Source organism: Haloarcula pelagica, assembly GCF_030127105.1.
Classification (GTDB): Archaea; Halobacteriota; Halobacteria; order Halobacteriales; family Haloarculaceae; genus Haloarcula; species Haloarcula pelagica.
Map to the genome: position 1 here is coordinate 3,261,008 of NZ_CP126161.1, position 14,622 is coordinate 3,275,629.

The 14,622-nt window shown below is 67.4% G+C and carries 16 protein-coding genes; 6 read left to right on the plus strand and 10 right to left on the minus strand.

The window, feature by feature from the left end; genetic code table 11:
* Positions 1–14 precede the first annotated feature (14 nt).
* A complete protein-coding gene (locus P1L40_RS17255; RefSeq protein WP_284008854.1) occupies positions 15–2,204 on the plus strand; it encodes a thioredoxin domain-containing protein in 2,190 nt (729 codons plus the stop codon).
* Between the two features lie 15 nt (positions 2,205–2,219).
* Here the strand turns inward: P1L40_RS17255 and P1L40_RS17260 are convergent, their stop codons facing one another.
* Both P1L40_RS17260 and P1L40_RS17265 read right to left on the minus strand, forming a co-directional pair.
* A complete protein-coding gene (locus tag P1L40_RS17260; protein WP_284008855.1) occupies positions 2,220–2,615 on the minus strand; it encodes a thioredoxin family protein in 396 nt (131 codons plus the stop codon).
* A 39-nt stretch (positions 2,616–2,654) separates the two neighbouring features.
* On the minus strand, positions 2,655–3,086 hold the full coding sequence (locus P1L40_RS17265) for a DUF488 domain-containing protein (RefSeq protein ID WP_284008856.1): 432 nt from the start codon (positions 3,084–3,086) through the stop codon (positions 2,655–2,657).
* A gap of 107 nt (positions 3,087–3,193) precedes the next feature.
* Between P1L40_RS17265 and P1L40_RS17270 the strand changes: the two genes are divergently transcribed.
* Entirely contained in the window at positions 3,194–4,105 is a 912-nt protein-coding gene (locus tag P1L40_RS17270) for a PLP-dependent cysteine synthase family protein (protein ID WP_284008857.1), read from the plus strand.
* Here P1L40_RS17270 and P1L40_RS17275 read toward each other — a convergent pair.
* The 5 genes from P1L40_RS17275 to cyaB form a co-directional block, all read right to left on the minus strand.
* Complete coding sequence (locus P1L40_RS17275) at positions 4,102–4,863, minus strand: helix-turn-helix transcriptional regulator (RefSeq protein ID WP_284008858.1); 762 nt, start codon at positions 4,861–4,863, stop codon at positions 4,102–4,104. The two genes, P1L40_RS17270 and P1L40_RS17275, sit on opposite strands and share 4 nt — an antisense overlap.
* 240 nt (positions 4,864–5,103) lie before the next feature.
* Entirely contained in the window at positions 5,104–5,601 is a 498-nt protein-coding gene (locus P1L40_RS17280; protein ID WP_284008860.1) for a DUF5804 family protein, read from the minus strand.
* A gap of 27 nt (positions 5,602–5,628) precedes the next feature.
* Positions 5,629–6,567: a glycosyltransferase family 2 protein gene (locus P1L40_RS17285; RefSeq protein WP_284008861.1), complete on the minus strand. Its 939-nt coding sequence runs from the start codon at positions 6,565–6,567 to the stop codon at positions 5,629–5,631.
* A gap of 54 nt (positions 6,568–6,621) precedes the next feature.
* Positions 6,622–7,824 carry a methionine adenosyltransferase gene (locus P1L40_RS17290; RefSeq protein ID WP_284008862.1) on the minus strand — a complete coding sequence of 401 codons (1,203 nt, stop codon included), beginning with the start codon at positions 7,822–7,824 and terminating at the stop codon, positions 6,622–6,624.
* A 66-nt stretch (positions 7,825–7,890) separates the two neighbouring features.
* Positions 7,891–8,433 carry a class IV adenylate cyclase gene (gene cyaB / locus P1L40_RS17295; RefSeq protein WP_284008863.1) on the minus strand — a complete coding sequence of 181 codons (543 nt, stop codon included), beginning with the start codon at positions 8,431–8,433 and terminating at the stop codon, positions 7,891–7,893.
* Between the two features lie 81 nt (positions 8,434–8,514).
* Here cyaB and P1L40_RS17300 point away from each other — a divergent pair, with 81 nt between their 5' ends.
* On the plus strand, positions 8,515–9,549 hold the full coding sequence (locus tag P1L40_RS17300; RefSeq protein WP_284008864.1) for a threonine ammonia-lyase: 1,035 nt from the start codon (positions 8,515–8,517) through the stop codon (positions 9,547–9,549).
* A 48-nt stretch (positions 9,550–9,597) separates the two neighbouring features.
* Positions 9,598–10,545, plus strand: coding sequence for an FKBP-type peptidyl-prolyl cis-trans isomerase (locus P1L40_RS17305; RefSeq protein WP_284008866.1), 948 nt, complete (start codon positions 9,598–9,600; stop codon positions 10,543–10,545).
* 239 nt (positions 10,546–10,784) lie between these two features.
* Here the strand turns inward: P1L40_RS17305 and P1L40_RS17310 are convergent, their stop codons facing one another.
* Positions 10,785–11,414, minus strand: coding sequence for an RAD55 family ATPase (locus P1L40_RS17310; protein ID WP_276221686.1), 630 nt, complete (start codon positions 11,412–11,414; stop codon positions 10,785–10,787).
* Between the two features lie 28 nt (positions 11,415–11,442).
* Positions 11,443–12,069 (minus strand): MinD/ParA family ATP-binding protein, encoded by a 627-nt coding sequence (locus P1L40_RS17315; RefSeq protein WP_284008869.1) that lies wholly within the window; start codon positions 12,067–12,069, stop codon positions 11,443–11,445.
* A gap of 82 nt (positions 12,070–12,151) precedes the next feature.
* On the opposite strand from P1L40_RS17315, the gene pyrB reads away from it, so the two are divergent.
* The gene (gene pyrB, locus P1L40_RS17320) at positions 12,152–13,069 is read left to right on the plus strand and encodes an aspartate carbamoyltransferase (RefSeq protein ID WP_284008871.1); all 918 of its coding nucleotides are present in this window, start codon (positions 12,152–12,154) and stop codon (positions 13,067–13,069) included.
* Positions 13,066–13,530 carry an aspartate carbamoyltransferase regulatory subunit gene (gene pyrI / locus P1L40_RS17325; RefSeq protein ID WP_284008873.1) on the plus strand — a complete coding sequence of 155 codons (465 nt, stop codon included), beginning with the start codon at positions 13,066–13,068 and terminating at the stop codon, positions 13,528–13,530. Before pyrB ends, pyrI begins: the two co-directional genes overlap by 4 nt.
* A gap of 1 nt (position 13,531) precedes the next feature.
* Here pyrI and P1L40_RS17330 read toward each other — a convergent pair whose 3' ends face one another.
* The gene (locus P1L40_RS17330; protein ID WP_284008874.1) at positions 13,532–14,488 is read right to left on the minus strand and encodes a D-2-hydroxyacid dehydrogenase; all 957 of its coding nucleotides are present in this window, start codon (positions 14,486–14,488) and stop codon (positions 13,532–13,534) included.
* Between the last annotated feature and the right edge of the window lie 134 nt (positions 14,489–14,622).

Sequence of the window (14,622 nt, forward strand, 5' to 3'; positions counted from 1 at the left end):
TCCGAGGGGGAGCCATGAGCGACACGCCCACGTCACGGAACCGTCTGGACGAGGCACAGAGTCCGTATCTCCGTCAGCACGCCGACAACCCCGTCAACTGGCAGCCATGGGACCAGCAGGCACTCGACGCCGCCCGCGAGCAGGAGAAACCGATCTTCCTCTCGATCGGCTACGCCGCCTGTCACTGGTGTCACGTCATGGAGGAGGAGAGCTTCCAGGACGAGGAGACGGCTGCCCTCCTCAACGAGAAGTTCGTCCCGATCAAAGTCGATCGGGAGGAACGGCCCGACATCGACAGCGTCTACATGAGCATCTGCCAGCAGGTGACCGGCGGGGGCGGGTGGCCGCTGTCGGCTTGGCTCACACCGGAGGGCAAGCCCTTCTACGTCGGGACCTACTTCCCGCCCGAGGAGAAGCGCGGCCAGCCCGGGTTCGGCGACCTGCTGGAGCGACTGGCCGAGTCGTGGGCGGACCCCGAGGACCGCGCGGAGATGGAGAACCGCGCCCAGCAGTGGACCGACGCCATCGAGAGCGATCTGGAGGCGACGCCGGCCGACCCCGAGGACCCCGCCGAGGACCTGATCCAGACTGCTGCGACCATCGCCCACCGCGGTGCCGACCGCCAGGACGGCGGCTGGGGCTCGGGCGGGCCGAAGTTCCCCCAGACTGGACGGCTCCACGCGCTCCTTCGCGCTCACGCCGACGGCGGGTCGCCCGGCGATTCGGGGACCGCCCCGTCACAGCGTGACGACAGCGACGGAGACGACGACAGCTACCTCGCCGTCGTCGAGGAGACGCTCGACGTGATGGCCGATCGGGGGCTGTACGACCACGTCGGTGGCGGCTTCCACCGCTACTCGACGGACCAGCAGTGGGCAGTCCCCCACTTCGAGAAGATGCTGTACGACAACGCCGAGATCCCGCGGGCCTTCCTCGCGGGCTACCAGGCCGTCGGCTCCGAACGGTACGCCAGCGTCGTCCGGGAGACGTTCGCGTTCGTCCAGCGGGAACTCCAGCACGACGACGGTGGCTTCTTCAGCACGCTGGACGCGGTGAGCCGGCCGCCGGGAACCGATGCCGGTGCCGCCACCGAGGAGGGAGCGTTCTACGTCTGGACGCCCGACCAGGTCCACGACGCCGTCGACGACGAGACCACCACGGAGCTGTTCTGTGAGTACTACGGCGTCACAGGCCGCGGCAACTTCGAGGGGGCGACCGTGCTGGGCGTTCGCAAACCGCTCCCGGTACTGGCCGAGGAGTTCGAGATGACCGAGGGCGAGGTCACCGAGCGCCTGGAGACGGCCCTCGACGAGACGTTCGCCGCCCGGCAGGACCGGCCCCGACCGGCCCGCGACGAGAAGATCCTCGCGGGGTGGAACGGGCTGATGATCCGCGCGCTGGCCGAGGGCGCGATGGTCCTCGACGACGCCTACGCCGACGTGGCGGCCGACGCGCTGTCGTTCGTCCGGGAACACCTCTGGGACGCCGCCGAAGGGCGACTCTCCCGGCGGTACAAGGACGGCGACGTAGCGATCGACGGCTATCTCGAAGACTACGCGTTCCTGGGCCGTGGCGCGCTGGCGCTGTTCGAGGCGACCGGCGAGGTCGACCACCTCGCGTTCGCGATGGAACTGGCCGAGGCGATCACCGAGGCGTTCCGGGACGACGGCGAGGAGACGCTGTATTTCACGCCGACCGGCGGCGAGGCGCTGGTCGCTCGACCGCAGGAACTCACCGACCAGTCGACGCCGTCTAGCACCGGCGTCGCCGTCGACCTCCTGCTCGCGCTCGATCACTTCCGGGCCGACGACCGCTTCGAAGGCGTCGCAGAGGGGGTCGTCCGGACCCACGCGAACCGGGTCTCCGCGAACCCGCTCCAGCACGCCTCGCTCACGCTGGCGACAGACACCTACGAGCAGGGGTCGCTCGAACTGACGCTCGTCTGTGACCCGACCGAACCGCCGACCGAGTGGGTCGAGACGCTCGCGGGGACGTACGTCCCGCGGCGACTCGTCGCCTGGCGCCCGGCCGACGAGGGGGCGTTCGACGCGTGGCTCGACGCGCTGGAACTGGCCGAGGCACCGCCGATCTGGGCCGGTCGTGACCGAGCAGACGGCGAGCCGACGGTCTACGCCTGCCGGAACTTCGCGTGTTCGCCGCCACGACACGACCTGGCGGCGGCGCTAGAGTGGGGCCAGGGCTGATCCCAAAGAAGCCGGCTACTCCAGCGCGGCCTCGATCTCGTCGGCCAGGTACACCAGGATCGGGACGGGTTCCTCCTCGACGAAGCGGGCGATCTCCTCGCCGTCGCGTTCGACGACGACGGTCGGGATGTATTCGATCTCGTAGGCATCGACGGCTTCGCCGGTCTTGGAGCCGTCCTCTTCCTTCTCGACGGGGTAGTGGTAGATCTGTGCGTCCGGAATCCCGGCCGCTTCGAGTGCCGCCCCGAAATCGGGGAGCTGAGCGCGACAGTCCTTACACCAGTCCCCGCCCCAGATCTTGAAGATCAGGTCGTCACGGTGGCGTTTCAGCACGTCGATCGAGTCGCTGTAGGCGTCCTCGACCCACACCGGGTTCGGCTCCATCGTCTCCAGTCGCTCCGAGTCGCTCATGGCACCCGGTAACGGACCCACCGGCTTGAAGTTCCCGGCTCACTCGCCGTCCTCGCCCGACAGCCGCTCGCGCAGGATCGACCGGTGACAGCGTTTGGACGGCCCTTCGAAACAGACCAGGACGAGCGATTCCTCGGCGGCGAGTCGCTCCCGGAGGTCGGTAAGCGCCGCCCGTGGTGCGTCCTCGGTGTCCAGATACGTCCGGTATCGCTCGGCGAACTCCGTCTCCTCCCAGGCGGCGTTGTGCGCGCCCTCGTCGCACATCCCGCCCCGTTTGAACTCCGCTGTGACCCGTTTCGTCTCCGCGAGCAGATCGGCGGGCGGTCCCAGGTCCGGGACGTTCTCGTCGACCGTAGCGTGGAACCAGCCTGTCGGTTCCCGGACGACGCCGACCAGCGTCTCGTCGCCGTCCAGGTCGGCGAGTCCGTGCTGGAGCGCGGCGACGTAGGTGTCGCCGACGGTCCCGGTCATACCCGGGGTGTCGCCCAGCCAGCGGAAAAGCCTGCCGCCACCGGCGACCCCCATCACGGTTTGGGGGCTCCAGTAGGGGTTTAGGCCCCCGTGGCGTACCCGGAGTCATGCACGACTCGATCCTCGACACCATCGGTTCTCCCCTGGTGTCGGTCGACGCGCCGGCGGGGGCGACGGTCGCCGCCAAAGTCGAATCGTTCAACCCCGGTGGCTCCGCCAAGGACCGGCCGGCGAAGTTCATGATCGAGCGGGCCGAACGCGACGGCGACCTCTCGACCGGGGACACGCTCGTCGAACCGACAAGCGGCAACACCGGCATCGGGATGGCGATGGTCGGCGCGGTCAAGGGGTACGACGTGGTGCTCGTGATGCCGTCCTCGAAGTCGCCCGAGCGCCGCCAGATCATGACGGCCTACGGCGCCGAGATCGAACTCGTCGATGGCGACATCTCGGCGGCCAAGGACAGGGCCGACGAGCTGACAGACCGGGACGGCTACGTCCAGTTGCGCCAGTTCGACAACCCCGCGAACCCACAGTCCCACTACGAGACGACCGGCGCCGAGATCGTCGAACAGGTCGGCGACCGGACCGTCGACGCTCTCGTGGCGGGTGTCGGCACGGGCGGGACGATCAGCGGCACCGGCCGGCGGCTCAGGGAGGCCTTTCCCAACATGGACGTAGTCGCCGTCGAGCCCGCGGACAACGCCGTCCTCTCGGGGCTGGAACCGGGGACCGGCGAGGACAGTTTCCAGGGCATGGGACCGGGCTTTGTCAGCCCCAACACCGATGTCGACCTCATCGACGAGGTGCTCACCGTCGAACTCGACGAGGCCGAAACCGAGTGCCGCCGCCTGGCTCGCGAGGAGGGAGTCCTCGTCGGGCAGTCCTCCGGCGCCTCGAACCTCGCCGCCCGCGAGTGGGCACAGCGGCTACTCGACGACGGCGTCGCGGACCCGCTGGTCGTCACGGTCTACTGGGACAGCGGCGAGCGGTACATGTCGACCGGGATGTTCGACTAATCCAGCGGCTCGGCGGTCGCCCTGTAGGACTCGTATTCGGCCCGCGCCCACTCGTTCATCGCCGCCGTCCCGTTCGTGACGACGCCCTTGATCCCCGACTCGGTGTAGACGACCAGCCCACTGACTGGACCGTCGGGCGTTCGCGCGGTCCAGACCGCGTAGGGGACCGACTCGTCGGTGACGTACAGCCCGAGGTCGTCCGCCGTCCGGAGCCGCTCGAACCCCTCGGCGTACTCCCGCCGGAGCGCGTCGACGACGGCCTCGGTCAGGACCAACTCGACGGTCGTCCCGGTCTCGACGAGTCCGGCCACAGTTTCGGTGTACTGCGGGATGACGGCCGGCCCCGTCCCACGGAACTCGGTCGCCCCGGCGACCAGTTCGGTGTTGTGGTCGACCGGTGCCTGCGGTGCCTCGGGCGTCGCTTCCAGCACTGTCGCACCGTCGAGGGCGGCCGGCGGAATCGTGGTGTCTGCTGGCAAGGGTTCCAGAACCGGCTGGGCGGTCTGGAGCGTCCGCGTCCGGGACACGAACTGGTCGTATGCCTCGCCGACGTGCCGGCCGGCGTACGTCGCTTGGTAGGCGCTTCCGTCGCGGCTGACGAGCCCTTCCTCGCGGAGTGACTCGATGGCTCTGTCGACGGTCGACCGGGCGACATCGGTCGCGTCGACGAGTTCCGGCTTCGTCCGTGGCTCCGTCAGCAGGTCGAGAAACTCCCGTCGCCTGGCGACGGTATCGACGAACGCAGGTGGGTCTCCCATCGGCAGTTTACTCTAAGTGATTGAATAAGAAGCCATCGTCTCATACGAGGACCGTGTCACTCTCGCCGGTCGTCGTCCGTTCGTCCCGCGGTTTTTCGCGGGGTGGGAGAACTACCGGACAGTCGATATAAGTAGGTTCGAACGCCTGGGCTTCTGATGGGTCCGTGGTAACTGCGGCCCCCGCGAGTGGTCACGTCCGTCCGGACATGCCTCTGACACTCGACCACTCGTCGAACGATTCTACGCACCGAACTCCTCGCCCGTGACACGGACGACAAGCGTCTCCTCGACCGCCCGGAGGTCGTACTCCGGGATGACCTCGCCCGTCCGCGTGACCAGCATGGGTTCGACGAGCCGTGGCGGGCGCTGCGTGTCGGGGTCGTCCGGGTCCGTCGCGTCCGACTGATCCTCGACGCCGTAGACCATCAGGAAGCGGTCGGTCTCGTCGGACGTGACGGCGTCGTCTCTGATCGCCGCCGCCAGATCGCGGGAGAGCCACTCGTTCTCGCTGATCGACGGTTCCTTGACGAGCGCGGCGTCGACGAACCGGACGAGATACCAGTTCAGGTCGTTCAGCAGCGCGACGGCGGCACCCAGACTCACCGTCTCGACCGCGACGGTGTTCTCGAACGGTTCGCGCAGGTCGTACGTCGCCAGCGCGTTCCTGGCCGTTTCGCGGGAGAGGAGTTCGTACCGGAGGTTCACCTCGTCGTCGCCGACGAGACAGACCTGTGTCATTGTCGGAGACAGACCGCCTGCCCCGATTTAGCTTTCGGTGGCGGGGCCGGCATCGATCACTTCGACATCGAACAGCGAGCGCCATCGGTACCGGCGTCCGCCCCAGACGAACGACTGGCGGGCCAGTGCGTAGACGAACAGCGGTGCCTGTGCGAGCGCGGCCGGATACGCCAGCAGGACCGTCCACCGCCGGATTCCGAAGGCCAGGTACACCGCCGCACAGAACAGCGTCGTCCCGATCAGCCCTAGAAGCGGTGCGAGCAGGCAGCCGACCGCGACGAGGGTCCCCAGTGCGGTCCCGACGACCAACTCGCGGCGCCCGTGGTACCACGCGATCTGGATGAAGCGGACGTGACGCTCCAGCGAGGCCCGGATCGAACCGCCGATACGTACCGTCCGTACCCGCCTGACCGCGTGGAACGAGCAGAACTCCGAGAGCAGTCCGTCGTCGCTGACCGACCGGCGGAGATCGGCCAGGAAGGCGGCCTCGTCGATGTCAGACCGGTCGAAGACGAGCGAACCGCCCCACGCCAGATCTGCCCCGTAGACGCCGCCGGTCCCGGCCAGCGCGTACAGCGGTTCCGCAAGGTACGAGAGCGGGTCGGTGCCCACGAACTGTGGGAGTTCGGTGGTGGGTCCGTGGGTCTCGTAGTCCGCCAGGAGTGTCCCGAGCCAGCCTTCGGGATGGTAGAAGTCGTCGTCCGTCCAGACGAGCCGGTCGTGTGCCGCAGCGTCCATCCCCACGGCGATGGCGTTTGCCTTCCCGGAACAACCTTCCGGGTCGCCGGCCGGGACAGCCCGGACCTGCTCGCCGTACTCGGCCGCCTGTGTCGCTGCCGGATCGTCGTCGTCGTCACAGACCACCAGCAACTCGTCGCCCGCGCGAAGCTGGCCGACGATCTCGGAGACCACGTCGGTCCGGCGGCAGGTCGGCAACAGGACGCTCGTCCGGGGCGGGGTTCCCATCTCTGTCCAGCCTAGCCGATCGGCACGCTTGAACGCTCCCGTTTCGTCCGGGAGTCAGAACGTCGCGGTCTCGCCCTCGATGACCTGCCGAGTGATGTCGGTCACGTCCGCGAGTTCCTCGTCGACGGCCGCGCGGACCTCGTCCTCGATGTCGCCGACCGCGACGCCGTCCTCGGTGACGAGCATCGCGTCGGCGACGTGGGGGTCGTCGATGGGCGACCCGATCTGGGAGAGCAGTCGGACCTGAAGCTGACGGATGCCGTCGACCTCGTCGACGACGGACTCGGCGATCGAGGTCGAGAGGAGGTTGTAGATCTTCCCGATGTGGTTGACCGGGTTCTTCCCCGAGGTGGCCTCCATGCTCATCGGGCGGTTCGGCGTGATGAGGCCGTTGGCGCGGTTGCCGCGGCCGACGGAGCCGTCGTCACCCTGCTCGGCGCTGGTCCCGGTCGTCGTCAGGTAGATGGACTCCTCGTCGTAGTCGTCGGCCGTGTTGACGTGGACCGAGACCTCCCGGTCGGTGTACTCCGTCGCGAGATCGGCGACGTACGCGCGGACGTTCGCGACCGCGTCCTTGTACGCCGAGAGGTCGGCGACGTGTTCGTCGACCATGGCGACCGCGACGGTCACGTCGATGTGGTCACCCTCGCGTTTGCCCATCACCTTCACGTCCTCGCCGACGACGGGGTTCTCGGCGGCGTACTCCCCGGTGAGGCGGCGTTCGGTGTTGTAGACGATCTGCTCGGTCTCTGAGAGGGGCGCGTGGCCGACGCCGTAACTCGTGTCGTTGGCCATCGGGACGGCGGCCTCCTCGCCGAAGACGGTCTGGAGATCGCCCGACCCCTCGCCCAGTTGCACGTCGACGATGATGTCCGAGCCGATATCGAGGTGGGGGAACTGCTCGTCGAGGTACTCACGGGCGGCCTCCAGGGCGAGGCGCTCCGCGGGGATCCGGGTCCCTTCGTAGGTCTTGGTCGCGCGGCCGACGATGAGCAGATAGATCGGTTCGAGCACTTCGCCGCCGCCGTAGGCGGGCGCGGCGGTGCCGGCGACGAGTTGCGTCTCGTCGGTGTTGTAGTGGAGGACTTTGCCGACGCGGTCGATGTACGCGGTCGCCAGCCGTCGGGAGACGCTCTCTGCGACGCCGTCACAGATAGAGTCCGGGTGACCGATCCCCTTCCGCTCGACGATCTCGACTTCCTGGTCCTCGACCGCCAGCCCGCTTTCGGGCTGGACGTGGATGTTCCGGTCGGTCATTATCGCGTAGTTCGCCGGGGTGGGTTCTATAACTTACGGGAAGTGACTGCCGTCGAAAAATAACTCTCAAGAATCTTCGAGCAGCATGCCGAGATACGACGTGCGACGCTGGTCCGCCGGATCGAGTCCCAGGTCCCGGAGCACGTCGTACGCGCCCTCGCGCGCGGCGTCGATGTCGGCTTCGGCCCCGACCTCGGTTTCGACCTCCACGTGCTCGCCGACGCCCTCGACGGCGTCGAGCGTGATCGTGTACCCGTCGTAGCTGTAGAATCGACGGTCCTTCCGGACGGTGGCGACCGGATCGAACCCGAGGTTCTGGAACACCGAGTCGGCGTCGTCCCCGTCGTCGACGCCCGTCTCGACTTCCGCTCTCGTCTTTGACTCCTCGTCGACCAGCGGCCCCTTGTAGGTCATCCGTGCCGTCGTCTCGTCCGCACGGGTCTCGCGGCGGACGCGCAGCGCCTCGTCGGTCTCGGCGAAGTCCCTGTGGGGCGCGTCGTAGTAGGTGTCTTCCTGGACGACCGTGCCGGTCAGTTCCGCCCCGAGGTCGGCGAGTCGGTCCGCGACCGTCGCCAGGTGGGCCGGGACCTTCACTTCCACTTCGTACATGTGGTCGGGGACGGCGGAGACGGTGAAAAAGCGCCTGTTTCGACCGCGGGGTTTACTGTCTCCCGGGCCACGTGAGGGTGTATGGACGGTCAGTACGAACCCGTAGAGTCCCCCGACGAGACGACCGTCTTCCCGTATCACGACCTCACGCCGCCGACACCAGCCGATGTCGAGGCCGCCAGGGAAGTCGTCGACGAGTACCTCCCGACGACACCGCTCGTCCGGAGCGAACCCCTCTCGGCGGCGCTCGACGCGGACGTGTATCTCAAACGCGAGGACACGCTCCCGACCGGGGCGTTCAAAGTCCGCGGCGGGGTCAACCTCGTCGCGACGTTGCCCGAGGAGTTCCGCGAGCGTGGCCTCGTCGCCGCGAGTTCCGGCAACCACGGCCAGTCGGTCGCCTGGGCCGGCCGCGAGTTCGACGTACCCGTCACGATCGGCGTCCCCGAGGCGGCGAACGACGACAAGGTCCGGGAGATGCGACGCCTCGGCGCGGAGGTGATCCGCCACGGCACCGACTACGACGACGCCCGTGAGTACATCGAGGAGCTGGCGGTCGAACGCCAGGCCCGCTACGTCCACTCCGGCAACGAGCCGAAACTGCTCGCCGGCGTCGGGACGGCTGGCCTGGAGATCCTCGACGCCCTCGACGACATCGACTACCTGTTCAGCCCGATCGGGGGCGGTTCCTCCGCCGCCGGCTACTGTCTCACGGTCGGGACACAGACCGACGCGGAGATCGTCGGCGCGCAGTCGGAGGCCGCGCCCGCGATGTACCGGGCCTGGAGCGAGGACACGCTGGCCGCCCACGACCGTATGGAGACGATGGCCGAGGGCGTCGCGACGCGCGTCCCGTTCGCGCTGACGATGGACGTGCTACGCGACGATCTCGACGATTTCCGGCTCGTCTCCGAGGACGCGATCAGGAACGGTGTCGCCCGCGTGTTCTGTGAGGACCGCATCGTTCTGGAGGGCGCCTGCGCTACCGCCGTCGCGGCCGCGTTCCAGATGCGCGAGGAAATCGCCGGGAAGACGGTCGTGATCCCCGTCTCGGGCCGGAACATCGAGCAATCGAAGCTCGAACGCATCCTCGCCGAGAGCGACCACGCCGACTGACCGACGGGAAACGTTGTTCTTAAGAGTGCCACGACAGTCGAACACGGTATGAGCAACGAGTCCGAGGCCGACGCCGACGACGTGGAGGAAGGAGCGGACGAACCAACCGAGGCAGGCCTGCAGGATGGCGACGTGATCAAACTCGCCTACACCGCGCGCACCGTCGAGGACGGATCGCTCGTCGACACGACCGACGAGGAAGTCGCCGAGGACGAGGGCGTCGACACAGACCAGCAGGAGTTCGGCCCCCGGACGATCGTCCTGGGCGAGGGCCACATCTTCCCCGATGTCGAGGACGACATCATCGGGAAGGAGGTCGGCGACGAGGGCACCGTCACGATCGCCGCCGCCGACGCCTTCGGCGAGTACGACGAGGACGAGGTCCGCACCATCTCGAAGGACAAGATCCCGGAGGACGACCGTTACCCCGGCGCGCACGTCCAGATCGAGAACCAGCAGGGTCACATCGAGACGATCATCGGCGGGCGCGCTCGCGTCGACTTCAACCACCCGCTGGCCGGCGAGGACGTGGAGTACGACTACGAGATCGCCGCCGAGGTCACCGACCGTGAGGAGAAGGCCCAGGGCATCATCCAGATGATGCTCGACATGGAGCTGGACCTCTGGTTCGAGACCGACACCGTCGAGGAAGAACAGCTCGTCGAGAGCGACGACGAGGACGACGAGGAGAGCGAACCCGAGTACGAGACCGTCGAGGTCGAGAAGGACACGCTCTACATCGAGGCGACACCGCAGCTGACGATGAACCAGCAGTGGATGATGGGCAAACAGCAGATCGCCCAGCAGCTCACGCAGCTGCTCGGCGTCGACCGCATCATCGTCCAGGAGGAGATCGGTGGCGGCGGTATGGGGATGCCCGGCATGATGGGCGGTATGGGCGGCGGCCCCGGCGGCGCGGACCTCGAAGAAGCGCTCGAAGACGCGGATGTCGACGCCGAAGAGATCGCCGAAGAGATCGAAGGCGCCGAGGAGTAACGCCGACCGCGCTTCTCCGCTTTCGGACCGACGAGCGACGCGTGTCGTGCTCGCCAGAGACCATGTGGCCGGGAGTCGCCTCCGTGCGACGACCTGGGGAAGGGCAGGGTTGTCTGAGAGCATCCGGCGGCGGAGCCGCCGGTTCTCCGGACGCGAGGCTCCGCCGAGCGTCCGGCGTTTTTTGGCTTCTAAAGTTTTTGCGCGAGTGGTTCGCGTCAGCGAACCCGAGCGGAAAAAGTTTAGGCGATATCCCGGCTCGTGTCGATGCTGACCTCCTCGACGAGGTCGAGTTTGATCACGTCGTTGGGGGCGCGGCCGCCCCGGAACTTCGGGATCGCCAGCCGGTTGGCGATCTCGTCGCCCTCGATCTGGGTGTTGAGCTGGAAGACCACGTCGGCGAAGTGTTCGGTGGTGTCACGCAGCGGCGGCACGTCCCGGCCGTTGAGACAGTGCAAGATGCCCAGGCTGTTCGTGTTGACGATGTGGTTCTGCAGGTCGTTCATGAACGCCCGAAACCGGGAGTGTGGTTCCTGGGATTCGAGGACATCCAGCGGATCGACGATCAGGTTCGAGGTCTCGGGCAGCGCGGAGACGAGCTTGCCCGCGTTGTCCAGCGGGGCCTCGCCGGAGATGTGTCGGACCGTCGGGTCGCCAGTGTTTGCGGGGGTCTGTTCGATGCTGGCGACGACCGACTCGGCGGTCCGATCGAGCGAGAGCCACAGCGTCCCTCGGGTGGCGGTGAGTTCGTAGAGGAACAGCTCCGCTTGGCTCGCCGGATGGGCGGACAGCGTGACGATACTCCCGGCAGGAATCCCTCCGTCGAGTTTCCTGTCGAGAACGTCGATGCCCGTCCGTAGCCGGTTCACCATACCAGCGGAAGCTACAGAACCCACAGGATTAAATATTCCGCTTAGCCAGGCGTGTCGCGACCGCTGCGTACCGAACGGCGACAGCCCTGGCTTCGAGTGGAGGTTCTGATACCTCGGGGACGTGGACCACGTCGCGACAGCCAAGCAGCGCGCCTGGCTGGGTTGATCCGTCGCTGCGCGTGAGGACGGCAAAGGACGGCGGGGCGTCGAGTTCACGGGCCATCGCCGCCGTCTTCGCCGCGTCCCGGAGACTCTGTTCGGTCGGCGTCGCGACGACGATACTCGCGTCGGCGTGGCGGAGCGGGACGGCAGCGTCGGGGCCCGCGCCGGCGGGACAGTCGACGAGGACGGGGCGCCGGCGCCCGCGGAGGCGGGCCAGGGCGCTCGAAAGCGTCGATCTGTCGGCGGTGCCACACGGCACCGCGTCGATCCGTGGAAACCGACTCGGTCGGCGGGCAAGTCGCGACAGCGCTGCCCGACCGAGACAGCCGAGGCCGGGCGTGCGGTCGATCCCGACGCGGTGGTGGATATCGGGCATCTGCCTGTCCGCGTCGACGACGAGCGGCCGACTCCCGCGGGCGCCCAGTTCGCTGGCGATGCCCAGCGCCGTCGTCGTCTTCCCACAGCCGCCTTTCCCGCCTGCGATTGCGAGCATACAGGGGTTCCCGCCGGGATCCGATTTCAACCTTCGCCGTGTCGGGAGATTCAAGAGCGTCGGGGGCGCCCTTCCGAGTACGATGCGGCACGATCACATCATCAGCGCCAAACAGCTCTCACGGGCCGATATCGAGGAGGTGCTCGATCACGCCGCTACGATCGCGGCGGACCCGACAGCCTTCGCCGACCGGCACAGCGACACGCTGCTCGGGCTCCTCTTTTTCGAGCCGAGTACGCGGACGAAGATGAGCTTCGCGACGGCGATGAAGCGCCTCGGCGGGGATATCGTCGACATGGGATCGGTCGAATCCTCCAGCGTGAAGAAAGGGGAGTCGCTGGCTGATACGGTCCGGGTCGTCGAGGGCTACGCCGACGCGCTCGTCCTCCGGCATCCGATGGAGGGCTCCGCGAAGATGGCCAGCGAGTTCGTCGACGTGCCACTCGTCAACGCCGGCGACGGCGCCGGTCAGCACCCGACACAGACGCTCCTCGATCTGTACACGATCCGGGAGAACGCCGGGTTCGACGACCTCACCATCGGGATCATGGGCGATCTGAAGTACGGACGCACGGTCCACTCGCTGGCCCACGCGCTGACGACGGTCGACGCCCACCAGCACTTCATCAGCCCCGAATCACTGCAACTGCCCCGGTCGGTCCGGTACGACCTCCACGAGCAGGGCGCAGACGTTCGGGAACATACTGACCTCGACGAGATCCTGCCGGCGCTGGATGTCCTCTACGTGACTCGCATCCAGCGCGAGCGGTTCCCCGACGAGAGCGAGTATCGCGAGGTCGCCGGCCAGTACCAGATCGACACCGGGACGCTCGACGCGGCCAAAGACGACCTCACGGTGATGCATCCGCTGCCACGCGTCGACGAGATCGCCCACGAAGTCGATCGGACCGACCACGCGAAGTACTTCGAGCAGGCCCACAACGGTGTCCCGGTACGGATGGCACTGCTCGATCTGATACTCGGAGGTGAGCCACGATGACCGACGACCAGCAACTCCGTGTCTCGAAGATCAAGAACGGCACCGTCATCGATCACATCGCGGGCGGCCAGGCGCTGAACGTCCTCGCGATCTTGGGCATCGACGGGGGCAGCGGCGACGCGCTCTCGGTGGCGATGAACGTCCCCTCGGACCGACTGGGGAAGAAAGACATCGTGAAAATCGAGGGTCGGGAGCTGTCTCAGGCCGAGGTCGACGTGCTCTCGCTGATCGCGCCGGCGGCATCCATCAACATCGTCCGGGAGTACGACGTGGTCGAGAAACACCGCGTCGAGCGACCGGAGGTCGTCGAGGGCGTCCTGGAGTGTCCGAACCACAACTGCATCTCGACGAAGGACGAGCCCGTCGAGTCCCGGTTCGCCGTCACCGACGACGGCGTCCGCTGTGAGTACTGCGAGACGATCATCCGGGACGACCTGCCGGCGCACATCCTCGTCGAGTGAGCTAGCCCAGGTCGATCTGGTTTCTGAGCCCGTCCCAGGACCCGGTTTCGGCGGCCCGTTCGACGTTCTCGGCGACGATATCGGCCAACCGGTCGTAGTACGACGGTGTGTGCCCGGCGTTGTGTGGCGTTATCAGGACGTTCTCGAAGGTCCACAGCGGATGGTCCTCCGGGAGCGGTTCCGGGTCGGTCACGTCTAGGACGGCGCCGCCGACGTGGTTCCGACGGAGCGCACCGACCAGCGCGTCGGTATCGATCACCGGACCGCGGGCGACGTTGACTAAGACCACGTCGGTGTGGAGCGTCCGCAACACGTCGGCGTCGATCAGTCCGCGGGTCCGCTCGGTCAGTGGACAGGCAAGTGCGACGTAGCGGGCCTCCGCGAGGGCGGTGTGGAGGTCGTCGTAACCGTACACCTCGTCGGCCGGCCCGCCGTTCTCCGGGCTGTGCCTGACGCCGACCGTCTCGACGCCGAACCCGTCAAGCCGGTCGAGCAACGCCGTCCCGATCGCGCCCATACCGACGACACAGACCCGGCTGTCGGCGAAATCGTCGGCCTGGAACGACTGCCAGACTCGCTCGCGTTGCTGTCGCCGCGCGGTCAGGAACCCGCGGGCCATCGAGAGCCACGCGCCGAGGACGTACTCGGCGATGTTCGGCCCGTGGACGCCGGAAGCGGTCGTGAGTGCGATCCCGCGATCGCGTAGTTCCGACAGCGGGAGATGGTCGTAGCCGGCGTAGGTGCTGGCGAACAGTTCGGCCGCCTCCGCGTGTTCGAACAGGTCCGGGGTGAAGGAACTCCCGGTTACGACCGTCGCGTCCGTCACGAGGTCCCGTTCTTCAGCGGGTGTCCTCGCTAACTTCACCGTCGCGTCCGGGAGCCGTTCCCGGAGTGACTGGGCGTACCGGTCGGCGACCATCCCGTGGATCTTGTGGCGCAACACCAGAATCTCCGTCATCGGCGCTCACCCTGAAGGGACATACCGTGGCTGCAAACGGCTCCGTCAAAACGCTATCGGCATCCATCCTCGACGGGATCAATTCGGCTGTTTCAGCCCTGTTGTCGGCCTATTTCGCGGTATTAAACGGTCGT